Origin of the sequence: Fictibacillus fluitans, assembly GCF_030418125.1 — a bacterium.
In the GTDB taxonomy this organism is placed as follows: domain Bacteria; phylum Bacillota; class Bacilli; order Bacillales; family Fictibacillaceae; genus Fictibacillus_C; species Fictibacillus_C fluitans.
The window spans coordinates 20,891-41,625 of sequence record NZ_JAUHTR010000003.1 but is presented as its reverse complement, the minus strand read 5'-3'; the positions used below and the strand labels follow the sequence as shown (position 1 = coordinate 41,625).

Here is a 20,735-nt window from a genome sequence, read left to right as displayed (position 1 = left end):
AGCTAACGAAAACACCTGCTAAAGCAGTATGGTTAAAGTCAGCTTTCCATCGTTGTTTTTTAGGGGGATAAAGGCAAAGATATTTCAAAGGTGGTCCCTTTTCCCACTTCACTTGTAACGTGCACCGTACCCTTGTGATTTTCTATAATTTTATAACTGACCATCAGCCCGAGGCCCGTCCCGTCTTCTTTCGTCGTATAAAACGGTTTTCCAATCCGGTTTAATACCTTGTTGGGCATACCTGTTCCGTTATCGGTGAAAGTAAAGTGAATGCATTTGCTGTCTTTTTTCTTCGCTGTAATCAGAATCCTTCCGCCTGCATTGCTTGCTTCAATAGCGTTTTTAATCAGGTTGATAAATACTTGTTTCATCTGGAATGGATCACAATGGCTATCCGGAAGATCTTCTTCGCATATAAGGTCGAGTGTGATATTTTTTAAGATCGCCTGTGTTTCAAGGAGAGAGACTGTTTCCTTCAGCGTATTGACCAGGCTTATTGTCTGAACCTCCTGCCGGTCCGTTTTGGCCAGAAGCAGAAATTCCTTAATAATATGTTCAATTCGGTCCACTTCGTTCAAAATAATGGAATAATACACATCATGAGCCTGTCCTTCGTTTTGCATCAGCTGGACAAAACCCTTCAGACTTGTTAATGGATTGCGGATTTCATGGGCAACGCCCGCAGCCATTTCCCCAACCACATTTAAGGTTTCAGCCTTGCGGAGCCGTTCCTGTGTCTGCCTCCGTTCAGTCACATCCTGCAAAATCCCCAAATGGACTCCTGGATAAATATCCCTTTTTCCCGTAAACTCAATCAGCCTCTTATAATGGGAGCTTCCCCGGTTAAATTCCCACCTGTATGATGGATCAAGTAAAAATAAGTCCCAATTGAGAGATACATCAAACCCTTGTTCTCTGCCAATAAATTCATCTATTCTGCTCCTTTCCACATCGTAAGGAGTGATTCCGAGCAGCCGGCGTGCGGCAGAATTTGCATCGAGAATGATACGGTTATCATCCAACAGCAGTGTGGGATAGATGCTATGATTAAATATTTCTTTATATAATTGCGATGATTCGCTTCGCTCTGCAACTGGATGAAAGTTCCCGGAATAGTCTGCAGTAGCTCCTGCTACTTCGATTACTTTCCCGTTGGAAAAGACAGGGGTAAGCGAGGTATACAGCGTTCGTTTTGCATTACCGGTCTTGTAAAAGCATGGCATCCCACCAAACGCTTTTTCAAAATAAGGCCTTACTTGTTCCATCGGCTGACCGGTAGACATTTCTCCCGATCCCATAAAGTGAAAGCCCAATTCATCGGCCAACACTCCTTCCGAGAAGGTCATCGTATAGTTTCCGGCGGTTGTTTGCTTTAGTCGAAAATAGTGGACGGAATCCATTTCCAAGGTAGTAATCTGCATATCCTCCCTACAAGGTTCTTCGTGCGGCCTCTGCAGTTTCATCATCTGTTCCAAAGATGGATCAACCATGGTTATAACCCCTTTTCCTCCATAGTTGGATTGATATAGCATCCTATTCCCCTTTTACTATTTCTCTAAAAAGTCAAAAACTCCTAGTATTCGAATTACCTAATTTTTCATTGTAAAATTTTAGGATGAAATGACTAAAATCCTTGGTGGAAAATGGCGTTATTTGGACCGTTTAATAAACTCTGTCATGAGGCCTGGAGATAAAGCTCCAATCATTTTCTTTTGAATCACACCGTTGGAATCAACCAAATAACTGGTAGGAAGAGAGACAGCCTGGAATTTTTTACTGACCTTCCCATCGCTGTCAAGCAGAACCGGAAAGGCGGCTTTTCTCTTCTCTACATAATCGGAGACTGTCTTCGTACTTTTTTCCGTATACCTTAGATTGACGGCCACAATCTCCAGTTGATTATCTTTATGGCGGCTGTACATCTTCTGCATATCCGGCATCTCCTTCCGGCATGGCGGACACCAGGTAGCCCAAAAGTTCAAAATTACTTTTTTCCCGCGGAACTCTTTTAATGAAACCGTTTTGCCTTCCAATGATGTCAGCGTTGCATCTGGAAGGGTGTTGCCTGGCTTCAGGCCGGTCTGTCCATTCCCCTTTACTGGCTGAAAGCTTTCTGCCGGTTTCTCACTTTCATTGATGCTGCCGGATTCCTTCTGAGAGGTCCAGACAGCTATCCCAATCAGCCCGATTAGTACTAAAAACATTAATATTGGTTTTATTTTCATGAGAAAAGCCTCTTTTATCCTTAAAGTTGTTTTACAGCTTGGAGAGAAGCACTATAGATCCTTTTGGCTGTTCACTTTTCGCTGTTGGTTCATGGGAAACCGCGACTGCATCCCAGTTATGCTCTCCAGGATAGTCAACGTCAAATACTACGGTGCCGTTTCCCTTTTTATCAGGAACAAAGGTGCCTGCCCGGAATTTTTTCTCCCCTTCAATCAGCCACACCTGATATGCCTCTTTTCCTTTAACAGGAACCATATCTTTGGTTTGGACCACCAGGTTCATTCCTTTTTTCCCTTTGACCATAGAGGCCGTCCCGCTCGATTTTGAATCCTGGGGTGCAAGGTTAACAGATACATACGTCTGCGAAACCTTCTCTTCCAATGCTTGCTGCTTTTCGTTGTTTTGAGCCAGCAGATAGGCATTCGCTCCCAGTGAAAGTACGAGTCCCGCAGCAAGAACACCACTGATCCAATTTCTTCTTGATCGGTATGCAGATGATTTACGTTCAGTATCTGGCTTATTTATTGCTTTTGAGCTTTCAATTTCTTCACTGTCAAACACAGTGCTGAGCACTCGTTCTTTCATTCCTTCAGGGGGAGCGGCCGGTTCTGACAAATAAGGCAAATCAGTCATCAGTTCTTGCATTTCTTTGCACTCGTCCAGGCAATCCGGACATTCTTCCATATGAGCTTCAAATTCCATTTTTTCTGTGTCATTCATATGCCCGTTCAGGTACTCGATAAGCTGGTCACACATTTTTGGGTCCATACGTCCCCCCCCTTTCTGCTGCTTTATATTTTTCTTTGAGATGCTTTAATGCCAATCGGATTCTGCCTTTTACTGTTCCCAGCGGGATGCCGCACTCTTCTGCAATTTTTTGTTGGGACATTCCCTTGAAATAAAATAAATCCACCACTTTTTGCTGTTCATCTGCCAAAAGGTGCATTGCTGACTTCAATTTTTGTCTCTCTTCTTTCCATGTAATCTGATCCTCTACCGACATTTCATCCTTTACAAGAGAATCCCGGTCTTCGAGCTCTACCTCATTTCCCTTTGCCTTCCGGATAAAATCCAGACAAGTATTTCTCGTAACCGTTAACAGCCACGATGAAAATTTTCCCTTTTCCTCCGAGTAGACCCCTTTTTTTCTCCAAAGCTTAATAAACACTTCTTGTATCACATCTTCGGCAGTGTCTTTATTCTGGGTCATTCGGAAGGCGAAGGAAAACAGCAGCTTTTCATATCGATCATAAATCTGCTCGAGCGCTGATTTATCCCCATTTTGAACTTTAGTATAAAGTTCAAAATCCGTTAGCTTTGACATACTATTCTCCTTAGATTGAATTTACTGCTATTATACCGATTGAATGGCTCTTTGTCTTATCCCAGCGGACAGTAGCTATCGAGCTAACGTTCGAAATTGCCATATGGATGACTTTTTCCCATAAAATCCTTCCCCTTAATCCTACTATGGACCTATAGAACCTATTAAAGTATTGGCTCTTTATAGTATTGGGAAATAACAAAAACAGGTAAAAAGATAAATAAAAGACGGAGCTTAAATGCCCCGCCATTTTTACTGCTGCTTTTGCTGTTTCGCTTTTTGGAGTTCTTTTGGTTCATATTTGTCCTTATAGGAATCCAGGAACGTAATTCTCTCCAGCATGGTGGGATGCCCATATAAAAAGAACTTCACCAGCTTTGGAGGATTCACCTCACTGAGTCCGGAAATCGTCAGCTTTTGGAAGGCGCCGACAGCAGCTTCGGGATCCCTGGTCATTTCAATGGCATACCGGTCTGCATCCTTTTCGGCCTTGCGGGAAACCGCATTTTCCACCGGTCCTGCAAGAAAAGAGAGAAGACTGAAGATCAAGAGCAGAACAGGAAGTCCGGCAATATCCCCTGCTCCTTTAATACCCCATCGTTTCCCCCATTTTGCCAGTGCCCATGTGTAAAGCTTGCTTCCCAAAAACAACCCGAAAAGCGTCAGTATAATGGCACCGATCAAATTCTGGTATAAATGGTTCATCACATAGTGCCCCATTTCATGCGCCATGACAAACAAGACCTGTTTATCATTTAATCGTTCCAGTGTGGTATCCCACAATACAATCCGCAAATTGGAGCCTATGCCGTTCACATACGCGTTCAGGGAGTTTGTCTTCTCTGACATATTCACTTCATACACATTCGAAGCCGGTATTTCCGCCCGGTCGGCAAGTGTTAGAATCTTCTCTTTTAAGGCCTGGTCCTTCAATGGGTAAAATTTGTTGTACAGCGGGTCAATCACCACCGGCTGGATAAAGTACATGAAAAGGGTAAACGGAATAGAAACCAGCCAGGCATACAGCCACCATTTCTTTTTGGCTTTCCGGATAAAGAAATAGATGACAACAACGGTGAGGAAGGTAAATAACCAGCCCACCCAAAAATCAATAAGACTGTCCTTCATCCATCCTTTGAAAAGCTGTACTGAAATGTGATAATCCCTTGAGATAGTATAGCTGTAATACCGGAGCGGGAAGGTCAAAAGCCAGCTTACAAAGGAAAGCAGCAGAACATAAAGCCCTGTATGAACGAGTGAAAACCGGGTGATGCCCTTCACCGCGCTGCCCATCTTTTTCGAAAGGCCAAATCCCAAGACAAGCAGGTAAATCAACCATTCCAGCGGCACGGAAAGAAAGTAAATCCAGTCTTTCAGCCGGGAAAAGTCATAGCTCAGTTTTAATTGGCGGCCGTTCATAAACATGGTCGGATCCGCGGCCGACCCCCTGTACTGAATCGGCAGTTCAGTATGGGCCCCATGAAGCAGGTAATACCACATCAGCGCACCATATAAAATAAAACCGGCGGCAAACAAAAGTGCCTTTTTCACACGCTCTCCTCCTTACGGACATCCTATTACTAGTTTAGGTAACTTTGTCCGAAATAGAACAAAAAAGAGCAAAGACGTTCATTCTTTAGAATGCATGAGCCAGCGTCGGGACAACCGTTAAATTATTATGCTGCAATTGGTAGCCGTTTGGCTGTATGTATACTGCGTTTAACCCCATTAACAGGGCAGGAGCTATTTCATTGATAAAATTATCACCGATGGAAACAGCTTTTTCCGGTGCTATGTTCCATTTCTCCAAGATCGCAGACAGGACGTCTTTTGTTTTAACCGGCTTTTGGGAGGATGGGTAAATCGCATGGAAAAGTCCGTCCAGTTCCAGCTCCTTCAGTAGCCTAAGCACATCATCTTCTTCGCTGTTTGTCATTAAGACTAGAGACTTGTCCTTTTTCAGGCGCTCCAGGCTCTCCTTCAACCCGGGCGTTTTTGATAGTGAAAATTCATCACTGACCATATAGAATTTAGTGGCGTTATAGGCATCCCATGTATTCTGCTGGGTAAGCCCGTAATGCATGGCAGTGACATAAGGCAGCCACCATCCGTCACCAATAGCAATAAACCGTTCAAAATCATAAATAAGCTCACCAGGGTATTCCTTTTTCAACGATTCCTCTTCCATGGAAGTGCCATCCCATTGATGAGCTGCGGTAACCTGCAGGGTCAAAGGGTCGACCGTAAGCGCCATGTCTAATTTCAGGTCATACACTTTTCCAATGGCCACAGGATGAAGCCCCTTTTTCATTTTTTCATACGCATCGTAAAATTCATCCTGAATGCTCTTGTCTGCCTGCTGCTGGAGCAGACGGCAGTAATGGTCAAAATGGTCTGTGTCCTCATATAACGTTCCGTCCAGATCAAAGATTAAAAGGTCACTGTTTTCTATCAGATCTCTCAATTCTTCCCCACTCCTTTCTTCATCTATTGTATTCGCATTAAGCGTCGAAGTAAAACTTGCCTGATCCTTTTTCTTTGTTTGTAAATGCTGTTTTCCGGCAAACATAAGACTAGCGAAAAGAGGTGAACGCATGGACGGAATGTTAGAAACGGCATACAGAACCATGCTGGGACTGGCTTTTTTGTTATTGTTCACAAAAGTCCTTGGCAAAAAGCAGCTGGGCGAACTTACATACTTTAATTACGCAACAAGCATTGCATTTGGAAACATTGTCGGAGAAATGATCATTCATTATCAGGATGTTTCCATTGCCAACGGCATTGTTGCGGTGGTGATTTGGGGCCTCTTGATTCTCGGAATTGAGTTTCTTGTCAAGCGCTCACCCAAGGCTAAAGTTGCCTTGGAAAGCGAGCCTGCCATTGTCATTAAAAAGGGGCTCATTATGCAGGAAACCTTAAATAACCTGAATCTTGGTATTGACGACTTGTGCATGATGCTTCGAAACAAAGAAATTTTCTCCATTGCAAATGTGGACTATGCTATTTTTGAGCCTAACGGCCAGCTCAGTGTAATGAAAAAAACACCGGATTCCGCTCCGCCGGGCACTTATTTTCTCCCTTCTGAACTCATTGTGGATGGAAAGCTGATGAAAGGTAATCTAAAGGAATACGGACTCAGCGAAAAATGGGTACAGAGCAAGCTGGACAAAGCCGAAATTTCTTCAAATACTTCTGTGTTTCTGGCACAGCTTCAGGAGGATGGCTCACTTTATATTGCTCCCAAAGACAATACAAAGCCGCTCATTGTCTGAGCGGCTTTGTATTTTTATTTTGCCTCTGCTTTATGATTTTCCTTTAAAAGACGATGAAGCTTGTCAGGGAAGTTCGTAAACATTCCGGTGACTCCCCAATCGATCAGCTTCTGCATATCCGCTGTTTCATTTACTGTGTATGGGTGCACATCCAAGCCTGCATTGCGAGCCGTTTGCACATAGGCTTTGTCCAGGTAATTGAAGTTTGGCCCGATTCCTACGGCATATTTCTTCATGTCCGCCGCTTCCTGACCGGTGAGAACAGCATGCTTTTTGTAGGATAACAATTGGATCAGTTTCACGGATGGATCAAGGTTATGCACTTTTAAAAGGCTTTCTTTGCTGAATGATTGAACCAGAAGCGTGTCTTTGTTGATGTGATATTTTCTTACCAGACGCAAAAGCTCCTCTTCCATGCCAGGGTAAACATCAGGTGATTTGGTCTCAATGTAATACTTTTTATTTTTGGTGAACGTCTTGAAGATTTCCTCAAGCGTTGGCACCTTTAACCCTTCATACCGCGGATTGGCATATTGCGGATATTTTTCATTAAACCAGGAACCCGCATCGAGCTGTTTGATCTGTTCGAGCGTAAAGTCTTTAACTTGCCCTGTTCCATCTGTCGTACGGTCTACCGTCTCGTCATGCATGGCAATCAGCTTGCCGTCTTTTGTCATTTGCAGGTCAATTTCTATGTAATCCCCATGCATACGGTCACCCATTTTATAAGAGGTAAGTGTATGTTCCGGTGCATAGCCTGACGCTCCCCTGTGAGCGATATCGAGCACGTCGTGATGCGGATTCTTTGCCGCCTCAGTTGTTGTTCCCGCAAACAAGCTTGCCCCCAGCACTGCTGCACTAAGTATGGTTTTCATCTTTTTGTTCAAAATTCTTCTCCCCTTCCGCTTTTTCCAGCTAAGAAAAGCGTAACAAGGCAGTATTAAGCCAGGTTGAAGACAACGTAAACAAACTGTTAATATGTGTAACATTTAGATAACAGCATAAAAAAGCCCGGCTTCTTAAGCCAGGCTTGTTTTGCGTTCTTCCAAATAATTTTCAATCGCATAGGCGACTCCGCTTTCGTCATTCGTCTTGGTCACGAATTTGGCGATGCTCTTGATTTCATCATAGGCATTTCCCATGGCAACACTGATGCCCACTTTCTCAAGCATGGAAACATCATTGTAATTGTCGCCAATGGCCATCGTGTCTTCAAGACTGATGTTCTGCAGTTTCGCGAATTTTTCCAGTGCAGCTCCTTTTTGTGCGTCCGCATTCGTGATTTCAAGGTTGTTGTTGGCGGAAGAACTGACGGCGAGATGATCGATCTGTTTCAATCTTTCCACCGAATTGGCCACCTTGTCCGGTTCGCTCGAAAAGGCAAGAATTTTATAGATTTCAAGGCCTTCCTTTTCCATCAAGAGATCGTAATCCTTAATATACTTGACCGTTCCCAGCTTAAAACGGCGCAGAGCCGCTTTATGAACATCATCTTCTGTCGCATCAGGATTGGAAGTGAGCACGATATCCTTCATCACTTTGAAGGCCTTCTCCCGGTTATCGGTATAGGTTCCTTCACTTGTATAGACTTCATAGTAAATATTATTCGCACGCAGTGCCTTTTCCACATTAAAATATTGCTTGAATGGAATAGGGATGCTGGTCACTTTTTCCCATTTTTCGTTTCGAATTTCTGCCCCGTTCACGCAAATCAGCGGAAGATGCAGATCCGCTTCTCCCAGTGTGTAGCGTGCTTCATCAAAGGATCTTCCAGTCGCAATAACGACAACATGCCCTTTTTCACGGGCTCGTTGAATGGCTTCCTTATTTGCTTTGGTAACCTTCAGCTGTTTGCTGACAAGTGTTCCATCCATATCTATTGCTATAAGTTTCATCCAATATCATCCTTTATCTCCGTCATTCCTTTTTCAGTTTACCCTTTTTCATAAAAAAAAGAGCTAAGTATAGCTCTTTACCCTTTAATCTCTATGGAAAAAACCTGTAAAAATGTCCAAAAAAGCATGAAAAACTTCCAGAGACTGAAACAACATGAGGGAAACCGCCGTCATTGAAAACAAACCGATTAATGCAAAGCGAATGATATGCAAATACATTTAAATCCCCTCCTATCGTTTGGGTACTCATACTAACATAGTGAGCCAGGAAAGAAAACCTTATCCTTATGGAAATTTATGTTATAATCCCCAAAAAGAGAAAAGACTCACGGCTGCCACTGAGCTCAGAACCACTAGAATGATGTTCCAGTTCAACAAGGAAGAAAATACAGCCACACCCGCTCCTGCAATACCATACCATATGCTTGCATCATTAATATGAAGAATTCCCGGAAAAATCAGTGCTCCAAGAATGGCGAAAGGAACATTCTTCAGGATACTTTGCAATTTACGTGGGATGATGCTGGTATCCAGTATAATAAGCGGAAGCACGCGCGGAAGGTAGGTTACCACCCCCATCCCCGCGATCATCCAGAGTAAATTAGTTTCCATCGGCTTCCTCCTTCATCAGAAATTCAATGCCAGCTGCTGAAATAATGGTCGATAAAATAATGCCCCATCCTCCTGACAGCGGCTCATACATTGAAAACAGCGAATTCAAGAGAGCAGCTGTTCCCGCAAGGAAAATCACCTTGCCGGATTTTTTTGCAGATGGAACAAGCAGGGCGATAAACATGGCATACAGCGCAACCGCCATTCCGGCCTGAACGGTTTCCGGCAATCCCGCACCGATTAAGTATCCGATGCCCGAATTGATCACCCAGCTTCCGTAGGCCGTTACACCGAGGCCAAGCATAAAGGAAGAGGTGAGCTTCTTTTCGCTTCTGGTCGCGGCTACAGAAAAGGTCTCATCTGTAATGAGGAAACCATATATGGCTTTGATCCATTTTGCGTCCTCTGCCATTTTTTCGTTTAGTGAAGCACTCATCAGCAAGTGGCGGATGTTCATAATAAAAGCAGTAATAATAATTTCAAATGCACCTGTACCCGCTGCAATCATGGAAAGAGCAATATACTGGGAAGCCCCCGCAAACACAATCACACTCATGCCAACCGTTTCGAGCAATGACAATCCGCCCGCTTTTGCGAGAAGACCGTATGTAAAGGCAATGGGCAAATAGCCGATGGCAATGGAGAGCCCTGCTTGAATTCCCCTTTTGAAATCATGATTTGCAGCAGAAATAGCGGGAATCGGGATCATGATGTAGAACACTCCTTTATTCACATTGTTCAGAAAAGTATGTTATATTATACATATTGTATGTTATGGAAAACAATTACACAAGGAGTAATTTTTCATATGAATTTAACTGAAATCATAGGCAAAAGATTAAAAGCCATGCGAAGCCATCGGAGCTGGAGCCTGGACCAGGCCGCCCAGGCAACCGGGGTCTCCAAACCGATGCTCAGCCAGATCGAGCGTGGAGAATCCAACCCGACGGTGAGCACGCTGTGGAAAATTGCAAATGGATTTGGAGTGTCATTCAGCTCCTTTGTCGAAGAAGACCAGCCTTCCATAAAAAAAGTTATCACGAGTGAGGTGGATCCGATTGCCGATACCAGCGGCACCTTTCTGGTCCGGCCGCTGTTTCCGGTCAAACCGGGGAAATCGTTTGAGATTTACTCACTGGAGCTTCTTCCCGGCTGTGATTATGCCTCTGAAGCCCACCCCGATGGCGTGGAAGAATATCTGTTAGTCGAAGAAGGCAGCTTCTCGCTAACGGTTCATGAAATGACTTACAGCTTATCAGCTGGTGAAAATTTGCGGTTTGCCGCCAACTTTGCGCACTGTTATCAAAATCTTGGAGATACCCCTGCCAGATTGATCATGATGATTCATTATCCGTACCCCCGCGCGTAACAGCTATGCGCAGTAAGAATAAAAAAACTGCACCCGGAGATTTTAGCAGAGCTAAAATTCCAGGTGCAGTTCCAAAGCTTTATGATGTTGCAGTTTCTTTTTTGCGTTCAGGAGGTAAATGAATGGCTTTTCCTGTTGCCTGTTCCACCGCCTCAAGCCATGTTTCACTTAGTGATGGATGAGCATAAACCGGATACGAAAGATCTTCTTCTCTGGCCGCCATTTCAAGTGCCAGCGTACCTGTGCTGATCATTTCCGCAGCTCCCGCCCCCATCATATGGACTCCCAGCAGCAAGTCTGTCTTGGCGTCCATAATCATTTTTGCCAGACCTTCCTTCTGTCCGCTCAGGCTGGCAAATCCGTTGCCGCCCATGGCAAACTGACCCGTTTTAACTTCATATCCCTGCTCTCTCGCTTCCTTTTCGGTCAAACCGACGGCTGCAATAGGCGGTGTGCTGTGAATAACTTGAGGAACAACGGCCAGGCTGTACGCAGAGGCAATCCCTGCAATACGCTCAGCAGCGACTTTCCCCTGCTTGATTGCCTTGCTGGCAAGCCTCATTCCGATGGTACAATCCCCCGCAGCAAAAATTCCGGGCACACTGGTTTCCCCATATTCATTAACTGCGATATATCCCTCATCATCCATAGTTACTTTTATAAATTCAAGGCCCAATTCATTTGTGTTCGGCTGATAACGTTCAGTCAGAACCAGAACATCGGCATCCAGTGTTACTTTTTCCTTTTCACTTTGAAGCGTGATGGTGACCGTTTCCCCGCCTGCCGAAGCTTCAACCAGCTCGGCCTTTTTAAACAGTTTGATTTTCGCTTTCTTGTATACCCGGTTAAGCTCACGGGCAATGGATTCATCAAGTCCAAACGTATCATCCCTGCAGATCAGGGACACATCTGCCCCTAAATTGCGGAAAGCCATGGCTGTCTCTATGGCGATATAATCTGAGCCGCATACCACTACATGTCCCGGGACCTGTTTTAGGTTTCTCAATTCCTCAGCGTATATGATTTTCCCTTCAGTCCGGCTGATACCCTGTGGCATCACCGGCCTTGCACCTGTTGCCACAATGGCATTTTCATATTGATACATTTCATAATGATGGCCCGAATCTACTCCGATCCGGTTTTCTGACATAAACGTGGCGGTTCCTTTGATAATTTCAATTTTGTTTGCTTTAAAAAGAGCTTCCACTCCTTTTTGCAGGCCCGAGACGGTCCTTTTTTGATACTCGATAAATGCCGGCCATTCAAACCGTACCGCCTCTGTATGAATTCCCAGTTCCTTAAGGTGCGGCATGGAGGAATATTGTGATGCCGCATGAGTCAGGGTCTTGGAAGGAATGCATCCTGTATTGAGGCAAACGCCGCCAAGCTCTTCTTTTTCAATCAAGGTCACTTCCTGCCCGAGCTGTGCGGCACGAATGGCGGCATTGTAGCCACCGGGCCCGCCGCCCACGATGATCAGCTGCCTTTTTTGAACAAATTCACCTACAACCATCTTAGATCAGCTCCAATACCATTACCGAAGGATTTTCAATAAGTTCCTTGAACCGGTTTGTAAATTGCACTGCTGTTGCGCCGTCTGCCACACGATGATCAAAGGACATGGACACGTTCATTACCGAACGGATTTGAATTTCATCCTGGATAACCACCGGCATTTTCTTTGTTTTATGAAAAGCCATTAATGCTACTTCAGGAGCGTTAATAATTGGCGTTGCCCCCATGCTGCCGAGCGGACCTACGTTGGAAATGGTAAATGTCCCGCCTGTAAGGTCTTCCCTCGTAAGCGCACTTTCCTTCGCCTTTGTGATTTTCTCTTTCATGTCACGGTTAATGTCTTTAATGGAGCGGCGTTCGACATTTTTAATGACAGGAACAATCAGTCCGTCGTCTGAATCCGTCGCAATTCCGATGTTCACCTGCTTTTCAAGCCGGATGACTTCCTTTTCCTCATCCAATTTGCTGTTGAAGATAGGAAAATCAACAAGAGCCAGCTGGATTGCTTTAATAAAAAAGGAAGCAACGGAAACCGAAAAGCCCTTGCTGCTTTCTGGATCCAGCAATTTAAGCTGTTTTTTCAGCTCCAATACGTTCGTCATATCCACTTCTTCAAAATGGGTCACGTGCGGTATGGTAAACAAGGATTGTGTCATCTTTTTCGCGATTTGCTTTCTTCGTCCCCTGAAAGGGATTTCTTCCATGTCACCTGCAGTCACTTCTTTTGCAACAGGGCCGACTGGATTTTGAGCGACCGGGTCAGCCAGCCTTGGGGCAACAGGCTGTTCTTCCTTCATGGAGACTTCGTTTCCATGGACAAAACGGAGAACATCTTCCTCAGTGATGCGCCCGGCAGGTCCAGTTCCAGTAATCTGCTCAATGTCCACGCCGTGCTCCCTTGCCACTTTCCGGGTATACGGAGCTGCGAGCACCCGCTTGGTGAGCATCGCTATAGACGCCCGTGGATTGGACGGGCTGCTTTTCATTCCTGTTTCAATTAGAGGTTTCTGCAATTCAGGTGTTTTAGAAACAGCTGCAGCAGCTCCTTCACTTTCAAGACAGAGCAGAACGGTTCCTACCGTAACGGTTTCTCCTTCTTTCACAAGAATTTTCGTTACTTTTCCTGCAACAGGGGAAGGAAGCTCTGCGGTTACCTTGTCAGTCTGGACTTCCACAAGAGGCTGGTCAATGGCAACCACATCCCCTGTTTTGACAAAGAAGTGCAGGATTTCGCCTTCGTGCATGCCTTCTCCAATATCGTGCAGCTTAACTTCCACCATAAACAAGCCCTCCTAAAAGTTGATCACTTTATGAATCGCAGTTGAAATTCTTGCTGCATTGGGAAGGTAATGATCTTCCAGCGCAAACATCGGTACAGGTGTGTCAAATCCGGTAACTTTCTCAATGGGTGCCTTCATGTATAAGAATGACGTGTCATTGATAAGTGAAATGAGGGTGTCTCCGAGACCGCCGGTGGATGGTGCTTCATGTACGATGACCGTTCTCCCCGTCTTCTGCACACTCGCCGCAATCAACTCTTTATCCAGCGGATACAGGGTCCGTAAATCAATGACCTCCACACTGACCCCATTGCTTTCTGCTTCATTTGCCGCTTGTAAAGAAGCGTCCACCATGGCACCATACGTCAAAATGGTTACCTGATTCCCTTCCTTCATTACACGGCCCTTTCCGATTTCAACGGTATATTTACTTTCGGGGACGTCCATCTTTGAACTTCTGTAGCATCTCATCGGCTCCAGAAACAGAACGGGGTCGGGGTCTTCGATGCTCGCAATGAGAAGTCCCTTCGCGTCATAAGGATTGGACGGCACCACAACCTTGATGCCGGGCATTTGCGTAAACAGAGCTTCAACCGAATCCGAATGGATTTCAGGCGCACGGACACCCGCACCAAACGGAGCACGAATAACCATGGGAACGGTAAATGACCCAAGGGTTCTCGAACGTATTCTCGAGGCATGTGTCATGATCTGGTTAAATGCCGGATAGATGAATCCAAGAAACTGCATTTCGGCAACCGGCCGGAATCCGTTCATGGCAAGGCCGATGGAGGTGCCGATAATGCCCGACTCTGCAAGCGGCGTATCGATAATTCTCTTTTCGCCAAATTCCTCCATTAATCCGTCGGTTGCACGGAATACTCCTCCATTCCGTCCGACATCTTCACCGAGAACAATCACATTTTCACTCTCTCTCATCATGGTTCTCAGTCCGTCGGTAACTGCCTGAACAAGCGTCAGTTTCTTTGTGCCAACTGCTGCTGTAGCCATGCTATTCCCCCCTCACAAGCGCATATGCTTCTTTTTGGTCTTCAATCGGCCATGGATTTTCGGCAAACACGTGGTCAAACATATCTCCCACATGCGGCGGCTGTTCGTTCTCCATTTCATGTACCGCTGCTTCAATTTCAAGAGTGATGTCTTGTTCCAGCTGTTTTTGCCATGATGAATCCCAGATGTTTTCCTGCTGCATATACTTTTCAAGACGAGCCAGTGGATCCGTGGTTTCACGGCGGATTATACTTTCATTCTGGTCTCTGTATTTGGACGGATCATCTGCTGTTGTATGAGCTCCATATCTCCATGTAACGGCTTCGATCAGCGTCGGTCCGCCTCCCGCACGAGCCTTCTCTACTGCTGCTTTCGTATGGAAGTACACTGCAAACACATCGTTTCCGTCGAGCCTGATGCCTTCGATATCATATCCGGCCGCTTTTTGGGCGATCGTTTTGGACTTCATTTGCTTTTCAATCGGAACCGAGATGGCAAATCCGTTATTCTGGTTAAAAAAGACCACTGGAATGTTGAACACACTGGCGAAATTCAGCCCTTCGTGAAAATCACCTTCAGAAGTGGCGCCATCTCCAAAATAAACGATGGAGGCCCGGTCCGTTCCTTTCATTTTTTCGGCCCAAGCCGCTCCTGTCGCATGAAGCAGCTGGGAAGCGATGGGCACAGCAGGAGGAAAAATCTTTTTCCCGTCGGGAGGGATACAGCCTTCCTGACGTCCCTTCCAGTACAAAAGCACATTTTTTAACGAATGGCCAAACGTTAAGGTCGCTCCATGGTCACGATACGTCGGAAACATCCAGTCTCCTTCTTCCATCGCCATTGAACTGCCGATCTGTGCCGCTTCCTGGCCTTCAAAAGGGACATAGGTGCCGATGCGCCCCTGCCGCTGAAGGTTGACTCCTTTTCGGTCGAACATCCGGGCCCTGAACATTTTCGTATAAAGTGTTTTTACCAGGCTCTCGTCCAGCCTGTTTTTAAAGGCATGATCCACCACTACGCCATCTTCATTCAGAATTTGCTTTTTGGGAAATTGCTTCTCCACATTAACTCCTCCTTAAGTTTAGGATCTTTTAATGCCTGACGGCCCACTTTGGCCGCTGTTGATGCGAAAAGAAACTGTTTCGCTTCCTTCGTTGATTGATCCGGTCTTCACAAAAGCGGTTGGCCGCTTCCATAGTTGAAAGATCCTGCTCCCTGCTTTGTTTATAGATTTCAAGAAGAGAATCATAGATGGCCTTTGTCTGGTTCAGCACGCGGGCTTTATTCGGACCGTAAAGCTCGTCGGCCACCTGGATGAGTCCTCCTGCGTTCACGATATAATCTGGGCCATAAAGAATCCCTTTTTGCTGAAGATAGATTCCGTGTTTATCTTCCAGCAGCTGGTTATTGGCACTTCCTACTACTGCTTTAACCTTCAGCCTGTCAATCGTCTCGTCATTGACGACACCTCCGAGTGCACAGGGAACAAAAATGTCGGCATCCACACCGTAGATTTCGTTCCCCTCAACTACTTCTACACTGCCTGGCAGAAGTTCAGCCCGCTCTACAAGGCTTTTTTGGGCCTGGGGGTTAATGTCGGTAACATAAACACGTGCCCCTGCCGCTATCAGCTGCTCAGCCACTTTAAAGCCAACCTTTCCAAGCCCCTGGATACTGTATGACATTGCGGACAGATCCTCGGTTTCTAGAAGGGTCTTTAATGTGGCTCTTAACCCATAAATGACTCCCTGGGCTGTCGGAACAGAGGAATCGCCGCTTCCCCCGTATTCATCCGGCACTCCGACAATACATGCTGTTTCCTTTAGTGCATGCACAAAATCAGACGGTGTTGTCCCCATATCTGTACCTGTATAAAATCTTCCGTTCAATGAATCTACGAACTGGCCAAAAGCCCGGAACAATGCGGGAGATTTATCGGTTGTAGGATCGCCGATGATTACTGACTTCCCCCCGCCGAAATCAACGTCTGCGCCTGCACATTTATAGGTCATGCCGCGGGAAAGCCGGAGAACGTCCTCAAGTGCTTCGTCTGTAGATTTATACGGCCTCATTCTGCATCCCCCGAGCGCTGGTCCAAGCGTGGTGTTATGTATGGCGATGATTGCTTTTAACCCGCTGGCCGGATCGTTGCAAAATACTACTTGTTCATGCTGCGATATTTTTTCAAACATGCTTTCTCCCCCCTCATGATCCTTTGACTCTTTGTCGCTTTAAAGTAAGCGCTTACATTTCATTCTATAAAACTTTCATTTCCTGGAGTTTTTTCGAGATGTGTGCTTTCGGCAATATATATTGCGTAACTTCCCCCTGCCCCACAACCGCTTTTTCATTGCGGACCACCACCTCGCAAATCACAGCCTTTCCCTTCAATTCCGTAAGCGTTGCTGTAATGAAAAGGGCCATGCCTTCAGGCGTTGGTGCCAGATGAGCCGCTTTAATCCCGCCTCCAATTCCTTCCTCATCTTCTTCAAGAAAGGGAAGAATAATTTGCCTTGCTGCCCATTCCATATGATAAACCATCGAAACGGTAGAATAGGCCGGATGAACCAGCTTTCCCTCAAACTGTGCGAACATTTCGGGCGTAACCCTGGCAGTTATCGTTGCCGTGTCCCCTATCTTCATCCCTGGTTTCATCTTTTCACCTCATTATGAAATTGTTAAACCGCAAAGAATGAGGACAATGTCCTGCTCCGGTCCATGCCCTCTACGATTCACACTATTCAACTCGATAATTGTATGACGTTTTCTTAACGTTATAATATCATTTTGTTAAATAAACAGTCAATGTATACCCTGAGATTTCAGCTCCTGGGAAGATGGAACACACAAAAAAACCGGGCCCATTGTCTGCCCGGCATTTCCTGTAAACATAATTGCGAATGTATTAAAACAGCCCAACCTGGTTTAAGAAAACAATAAGAATAACGATTGGCGTAACATAACGAATCAGCAACAGCCAGACCGCAAAGCTTTTTCTTCCGACTGTTGCACCGCTCGTAAACTCATCATACAGCTTGTTTTTCGGATAGCGGAAACCTACGAACAACGCAATAAACAGTGCGCCCAGCGGAAGGAGAACATTGCTGACAAGATAATCAAGCGAATCGAATATGTTCTTGCCGAACAGTGTAAAGTCTCCCCATACGCCCATGGAAAGCGCCGACGGAACTCCTGCAAGAAAAATAAGGATTCCCATAATCCATGACCACATTGAACGCTTGGAAACATCGTCCTTAATGATGGAAGCTACGATAACTTCGAGCATGGAGAAAGCTGACGTAAGTGTTGCGAATAAAAACAGAGCCAGAAAAATAACGAAGAAAATCTGTCCGAATACGATTTTTTCAAAAACGGCAGGCAGTACAACAAAGAGCAGTCCTGGCCCTTCCGTTGGTTTTAAGCCAAGCGAAAAAACACCGGGGAAAATCGCCAGCCCTGCAAGCAGTGAGATCACAACATTCAGGCTGACAATGGTCGTTGCCGATTTCGGCAGACTCTCCTGTTTTGACAGATACGAGCTGTAGGTTGCCATAACCGAAATCCCCACACTGAGAGAAAAGAAGGATTGTCCAAGAGCAAACAGGACAGATTCCCCCGTAATGGATGAAAAATCCGGCTTCAGAAAAAATTCAACGCCTTTCATTGCTCCGTCCAAAGTAAGAGAGCGGAGGATCAGAACAATAAACATGATAAAAAGGGCTGGCATCATAATGTTATTTGCCGCTTCAATCCCGCTTTTCACTCCACGGGATACTACAAATATCGTGATGGCCATAAACAGGAACTGTCCAAACACCACAGCACCGGAATTGGATATGGAGCTTCCGAACAAAGCGCTGTAATCCTGGCCGAATACCTGGCCGGTCACACTTTTATATAAATAAAGAATCACCCATCCGCCGATCACACTGTAAAAAGATAAAAGAATAAAGGCTGTTGCCACTCCCATTCTTCCGAGCCATGGCCATCCGGAGCCGGGCGCAAGAATGCGGTACGCTGTAATGGCTTCTTTCTGTGCTCCCCTGCCGATGACGAACTCGGCCATCAGGAGAGGAAAACCAATAATAAAGGTAAAGAGCAAGAATAGTAAAAAGAATGCTCCTCCACCGCTTGTTCCTACAACGTAGGGAAATTTCCATATCGCCCCGAGCCCGATCGCAGAACCTGCTGCAGCCAGGATAAAGGCCAATTTTGACGTCCATTGCTCATGCTGCTTCAAAAAAAATTTCCTCCCACTTGAGTTTGATTATTACCGTATATTTAAGCTCAAAGTCTACCTGTTTTGGGAAGAAAAATCAAGGCGTCCCAGCGTTCTTACTGCTGGTAAAGTGTTACAGGGCTTTTATGAAAGCAATGCCCGGTCGCTTGCCATTTTTTCTCCGCGTATTCTTTTAAACTCCTCAAGCAGCCGTTCCACGGTAAGCTGCTTTTTGCTTTTCTCATCCACATCCAGAATAATCTGCCCTTTATCCATCATGATCAGGCGGTTTCCCAAATCGATGGCCTGCTGCATATTGTGGGTAACCATTAATGTCGTCAAACCGTGCTTTGAAACAATTTCTCTTGTTAAATTTGTGATAAGTGCAGCGCGTGAAGGATCCAATGCTGCCGTGTGCTCATCCAGCAGCAGAATATCCGGCTCGGTGAATGTGGCCATCAGCAAGGAAAGCGCCTGGCGCTCTCCGCCGGATAACAGTCCCACTTTGGCTGTAAAGCGGTTTTCCAGCCCCAAATGTAAAGTCTTTACTGCTTCCTGGAAGAACTCCCTTGATTTTTTTGTAAGGCCCCGCCTCAGTGACCTTCGCTTGTTTCTTGCATAAGCCATGGCGAGGTTTTCCTCGATGGTCATTGTCGGAGCAGTACCTGCCATCGGGTCCTGAAAGACACGGCCAATAAATCTTGACCGTTTATGCTCGGGTAGATTGAGAACGTTTTTACCTTTGATGAGCAGTTCACCCATATCAGGATAAAGAACACCCGAAATCACGTTCATGAGGGTGGATTTCCCCGCTCCATTGCTGCCGATAATGGTAACAAAATCACCGGGTTCCAGCACCAGCTGGATATTGGACAGTCCAATCTTTTCATCCGGCGTACCTTCGTTAAATATTTTATGAACCGATTTTAGTTGCAGCAATTTCTTCACCCTTCCTTTCGAGAGCCTGACGGTGAAGCTGTCTTCTCTTTGCTTTTCTTGCCTGCTCTTTCCGCGCATCCAGTAATTTGGGGAGGACAAGTGAACATACCACAATGAGGGCTGTGATCAGCTTCAGGTCGCCCGTTTCAAAGAATTCAATCTGCAGGGCGAACGCGATGATGATCCGGTAGACCACTGCTCCGAGAATAACGGCAAGTGTTGCACGACCAATCGATTTTGTGCCAAACAGCGCTTCACCAATAATAACGGAAGCGAGCCCTATAATAATCATCCCAATCCCCATGCCAACATCGGCAAATCCTCCGTATTGGGCAATGAGTGCACCCGCAAACGCTACCAATGCGTTGGAAAGCCCCAATCCTAAAACCGTCAGGCTGTCCGTGTTTGCCGAAAAACTGCGGATCATGCGTTTATTGTCGCCTGTAGCCCGGATAGCCAGACCCACCTCTGTTCTCAGGAACCAGTCGGCGGCAAACTTGATCAGCAGTGTAACTATCGCCATAATAATGAAAATCCCCCATGTTTTCGGGAGGCTCTCTCCCAGTCCGATGGCTGTAAACACGTTATTGACCGCACCGTCAATACCGAGCTTCTGCCAAAAGCCCGTGATGAGGGTAAACGAAGTATCTTCACCAAGCAGCGGAACATTCGACCGCTGATCCATAATCCGGAGATTAATAGAATAAAGGGCGATCATCATCAGGATACCTGACAAAAGCGGATTGATCTTTCCTTTTGTATGAAGAATTCCCGTGAGACAGCCCGCTATAAAACCCGCCAGCATGCCAGCTATGGTCGCCAAAAACGGATTGTGCCCATTTACAATCAGCGTGGCTGAAATGGCCGCTCCTGTAACAAAACTGCCATCTACGGTCAGATCCGGAAAATCCAGAATCCGAAAGGACAGATATACTCCGAGAGCCATGATGGCATAGATGACCCCCGATTCCAAAGAGCTGAAGAGTGCAAACATTATGTTATCCCTCCTGTAAAATGCGATTTAATAAGCAAAGATTACGGAAACCTCATAAAAAACGTGCCGGATTTGA

The 20,735-nt window shown here is 45.7% G+C and carries 21 protein-coding genes; 2 read left to right on the top strand and 19 right to left on the bottom strand.

Annotated features, from left to right (window positions below; translation table 11 throughout):
* Window positions 1-59 precede the first annotated feature (59 nt).
* The 6 genes from QYB97_RS07425 to QYB97_RS07400 all read right to left on the bottom strand — a co-directional run bounded on the left by QYB97_RS07425 (window position 60) and on the right by QYB97_RS07400 (window position 6,014).
* Window positions 60-1,532, bottom strand: coding sequence for an ATP-binding protein (locus tag QYB97_RS07425; RefSeq protein WP_301165352.1), 1,473 nt, complete (start codon window positions 1,530-1,532; stop codon window positions 60-62).
* Window positions 1,533-1,649: 117 nt separating this feature from the next.
* Window positions 1,650-2,225 carry a TlpA disulfide reductase family protein gene (locus QYB97_RS07420; RefSeq protein ID WP_301165351.1) on the bottom strand — a complete coding sequence of 192 codons (576 nt, stop codon included), beginning with the start codon at window positions 2,223-2,225 and terminating at the stop codon, window positions 1,650-1,652.
* Window positions 2,226-2,256: 31 nt separating this feature from the next.
* Window positions 2,257-2,994 carry an anti-sigma factor gene (locus tag QYB97_RS07415; protein ID WP_301165350.1) on the bottom strand — a complete coding sequence of 246 codons (738 nt, stop codon included), beginning with the start codon at window positions 2,992-2,994 and terminating at the stop codon, window positions 2,257-2,259.
* Window positions 2,975-3,550 carry an RNA polymerase sigma factor gene (locus QYB97_RS07410; RefSeq protein ID WP_301165349.1) on the bottom strand — a complete coding sequence of 192 codons (576 nt, stop codon included), beginning with the start codon at window positions 3,548-3,550 and terminating at the stop codon, window positions 2,975-2,977. The genes QYB97_RS07415 and QYB97_RS07410 overlap by 20 nt, the downstream gene beginning before the upstream one ends.
* 252 nt (window positions 3,551-3,802) lie before the next feature.
* Window positions 3,803-5,101: a M48 family metallopeptidase gene (locus tag QYB97_RS07405; protein ID WP_301165348.1), complete on the bottom strand. Its 1,299-nt coding sequence runs from the start codon at window positions 5,099-5,101 to the stop codon at window positions 3,803-3,805.
* 85 nt (window positions 5,102-5,186) lie between these two features.
* Window positions 5,187-6,014: an HAD family hydrolase gene (locus QYB97_RS07400; protein ID WP_301165347.1), complete on the bottom strand. Its 828-nt coding sequence runs from the start codon at window positions 6,012-6,014 to the stop codon at window positions 5,187-5,189.
* Between the two features lie 130 nt (window positions 6,015-6,144).
* Here QYB97_RS07400 and QYB97_RS07395 point away from each other — a divergent pair, with 130 nt between their 5' ends.
* Entirely contained in the window at window positions 6,145-6,825 is a 681-nt protein-coding gene (locus QYB97_RS07395) for a DUF421 domain-containing protein (protein WP_301165346.1), read from the top strand.
* Window positions 6,826-6,839: 14 nt separating this feature from the next.
* Here the strand turns inward: QYB97_RS07395 and QYB97_RS07390 are convergent, their stop codons facing one another.
* The 4 genes from QYB97_RS07390 to QYB97_RS07375 all read right to left on the bottom strand — a co-directional run bounded on the left by QYB97_RS07390 (window position 6,840) and on the right by QYB97_RS07375 (window position 10,041).
* Window positions 6,840-7,712 carry a glycerophosphodiester phosphodiesterase gene (locus tag QYB97_RS07390; RefSeq protein WP_301165345.1) on the bottom strand — a complete coding sequence of 291 codons (873 nt, stop codon included), beginning with the start codon at window positions 7,710-7,712 and terminating at the stop codon, window positions 6,840-6,842.
* 132 nt (window positions 7,713-7,844) lie between these two features.
* Window positions 7,845-8,720 carry a Cof-type HAD-IIB family hydrolase gene (locus QYB97_RS07385; protein ID WP_301165344.1) on the bottom strand — a complete coding sequence of 292 codons (876 nt, stop codon included), beginning with the start codon at window positions 8,718-8,720 and terminating at the stop codon, window positions 7,845-7,847.
* A gap of 300 nt (window positions 8,721-9,020) precedes the next feature.
* Window positions 9,021-9,332 carry an AzlD domain-containing protein gene (locus QYB97_RS07380; RefSeq protein WP_301165343.1) on the bottom strand — a complete coding sequence of 104 codons (312 nt, stop codon included), beginning with the start codon at window positions 9,330-9,332 and terminating at the stop codon, window positions 9,021-9,023.
* The gene (locus QYB97_RS07375) at window positions 9,322-10,041 is read right to left on the bottom strand and encodes an AzlC family ABC transporter permease (protein WP_301165342.1); all 720 of its coding nucleotides are present in this window, start codon (window positions 10,039-10,041) and stop codon (window positions 9,322-9,324) included. Before QYB97_RS07375 ends, QYB97_RS07380 begins: the two co-directional genes overlap by 11 nt.
* A 99-nt stretch (window positions 10,042-10,140) precedes the next feature.
* On the opposite strand from QYB97_RS07375, the gene QYB97_RS07370 reads away from it, so the two are divergent.
* A complete protein-coding gene (locus QYB97_RS07370; RefSeq protein WP_301165341.1) occupies window positions 10,141-10,701 on the top strand; it encodes a helix-turn-helix domain-containing protein in 561 nt (186 codons plus the stop codon).
* Window positions 10,702-10,780: 79 nt separating this feature from the next.
* Here QYB97_RS07370 and lpdA read toward each other — a convergent pair whose 3' ends face one another.
* The 9 genes from lpdA to QYB97_RS07325 form a co-directional block, all read right to left on the bottom strand.
* A complete protein-coding gene (lpdA, locus tag QYB97_RS07365; protein WP_301165340.1) occupies window positions 10,781-12,214 on the bottom strand; it encodes a dihydrolipoyl dehydrogenase in 1,434 nt (477 codons plus the stop codon).
* A gap of 1 nt (window position 12,215) precedes the next feature.
* Window positions 12,216-13,496, bottom strand: a complete 1,281-nt coding sequence (locus QYB97_RS07360) for a dihydrolipoamide acetyltransferase family protein (protein WP_301165339.1) — start codon at window positions 13,494-13,496, stop codon at window positions 12,216-12,218.
* A 12-nt stretch (window positions 13,497-13,508) separates the two neighbouring features.
* Complete coding sequence (locus tag QYB97_RS07355) at window positions 13,509-14,507, bottom strand: alpha-ketoacid dehydrogenase subunit beta (protein WP_301165338.1); 999 nt, start codon at window positions 14,505-14,507, stop codon at window positions 13,509-13,511.
* Between the two features lies 1 nt (window position 14,508).
* Window positions 14,509-15,570: a pyruvate dehydrogenase (acetyl-transferring) E1 component subunit alpha gene (gene pdhA / locus QYB97_RS07350; protein ID WP_301165337.1), complete on the bottom strand. Its 1,062-nt coding sequence runs from the start codon at window positions 15,568-15,570 to the stop codon at window positions 14,509-14,511.
* A 28-nt stretch (window positions 15,571-15,598) separates the two neighbouring features.
* On the bottom strand, window positions 15,599-16,699 hold the full coding sequence (locus QYB97_RS07345) for a Glu/Leu/Phe/Val family dehydrogenase (protein ID WP_301165336.1): 1,101 nt from the start codon (window positions 16,697-16,699) through the stop codon (window positions 15,599-15,601).
* A gap of 64 nt (window positions 16,700-16,763) precedes the next feature.
* Window positions 16,764-17,162, bottom strand: coding sequence for a thioesterase family protein (locus QYB97_RS07340; protein ID WP_301165335.1), 399 nt, complete (start codon window positions 17,160-17,162; stop codon window positions 16,764-16,766).
* 250 nt (window positions 17,163-17,412) lie between these two features.
* Window positions 17,413-18,747, bottom strand: a complete 1,335-nt coding sequence (locus QYB97_RS07335; protein ID WP_301165334.1) for a sodium-dependent transporter — start codon at window positions 18,745-18,747, stop codon at window positions 17,413-17,415.
* 123 nt (window positions 18,748-18,870) lie between these two features.
* A complete protein-coding gene (locus QYB97_RS07330) occupies window positions 18,871-19,665 on the bottom strand; it encodes an ABC transporter ATP-binding protein (protein WP_301165333.1) in 795 nt (264 codons plus the stop codon).
* Window positions 19,640-20,659: an ABC transporter permease gene (locus QYB97_RS07325; protein WP_301165332.1), complete on the bottom strand. Its 1,020-nt coding sequence runs from the start codon at window positions 20,657-20,659 to the stop codon at window positions 19,640-19,642. Before QYB97_RS07325 ends, QYB97_RS07330 begins: the two co-directional genes overlap by 26 nt.
* Between the last annotated feature and the right edge of the window lie 76 nt (window positions 20,660-20,735).

Coding starts and splice junctions, on each gene's coding strand:
- QYB97_RS07340 (WP_301165335.1), bottom strand. CDS start 17,162: ATGAAACCAGGGATGAAGATAGGGGACACGGCAACGATAACTGCCAGG.
- QYB97_RS07355 (WP_301165338.1), bottom strand. CDS start 14,507: ATGGCTACAGCAGCAGTTGGCACAAAGAAACTGACGCTTGTTCAGGCA.
- QYB97_RS07345 (WP_301165336.1), bottom strand. CDS start 16,699: ATGTTTGAAAAAATATCGCAGCATGAACAAGTAGTATTTTGCAACGAT.
- QYB97_RS07325 (WP_301165332.1), bottom strand. CDS start 20,659: ATGTTTGCACTCTTCAGCTCTTTGGAATCGGGGGTCATCTATGCCATC.
- QYB97_RS07415 (WP_301165350.1), bottom strand. CDS start 2,994: ATGGACCCAAAAATGTGTGACCAGCTTATCGAGTACCTGAACGGGCAT.
- QYB97_RS07380 (WP_301165343.1), bottom strand. CDS start 9,332: ATGGAAACTAATTTACTCTGGATGATCGCGGGGATGGGGGTGGTAACC.
- QYB97_RS07385 (WP_301165344.1), bottom strand. CDS start 8,720: ATGAAACTTATAGCAATAGATATGGATGGAACACTTGTCAGCAAACAG.
- lpdA (WP_301165340.1), bottom strand. CDS start 12,214: ATGGTTGTAGGTGAATTTGTTCAAAAAAGGCAGCTGATCATCGTGGGC.
- QYB97_RS07425 (WP_301165352.1), bottom strand. CDS start 1,532: ATGCTATATCAATCCAACTATGGAGGAAAAGGGGTTATAACCATGGTT.
- QYB97_RS07375 (WP_301165342.1), bottom strand. CDS start 10,041: ATGATCCCGATTCCCGCTATTTCTGCTGCAAATCATGATTTCAAAAGG.
- QYB97_RS07410 (WP_301165349.1), bottom strand. CDS start 3,550: ATGTCAAAGCTAACGGATTTTGAACTTTATACTAAAGTTCAAAATGGG.
- QYB97_RS07420 (WP_301165351.1), bottom strand. CDS start 2,225: ATGAAAATAAAACCAATATTAATGTTTTTAGTACTAATCGGGCTGATT.
- QYB97_RS07360 (WP_301165339.1), bottom strand. CDS start 13,496: ATGGTGGAAGTTAAGCTGCACGATATTGGAGAAGGCATGCACGAAGGC.
- QYB97_RS07370 (WP_301165341.1), top strand. CDS start 10,141: ATGAATTTAACTGAAATCATAGGCAAAAGATTAAAAGCCATGCGAAGC.
- QYB97_RS07395 (WP_301165346.1), top strand. CDS start 6,145: ATGGACGGAATGTTAGAAACGGCATACAGAACCATGCTGGGACTGGCT.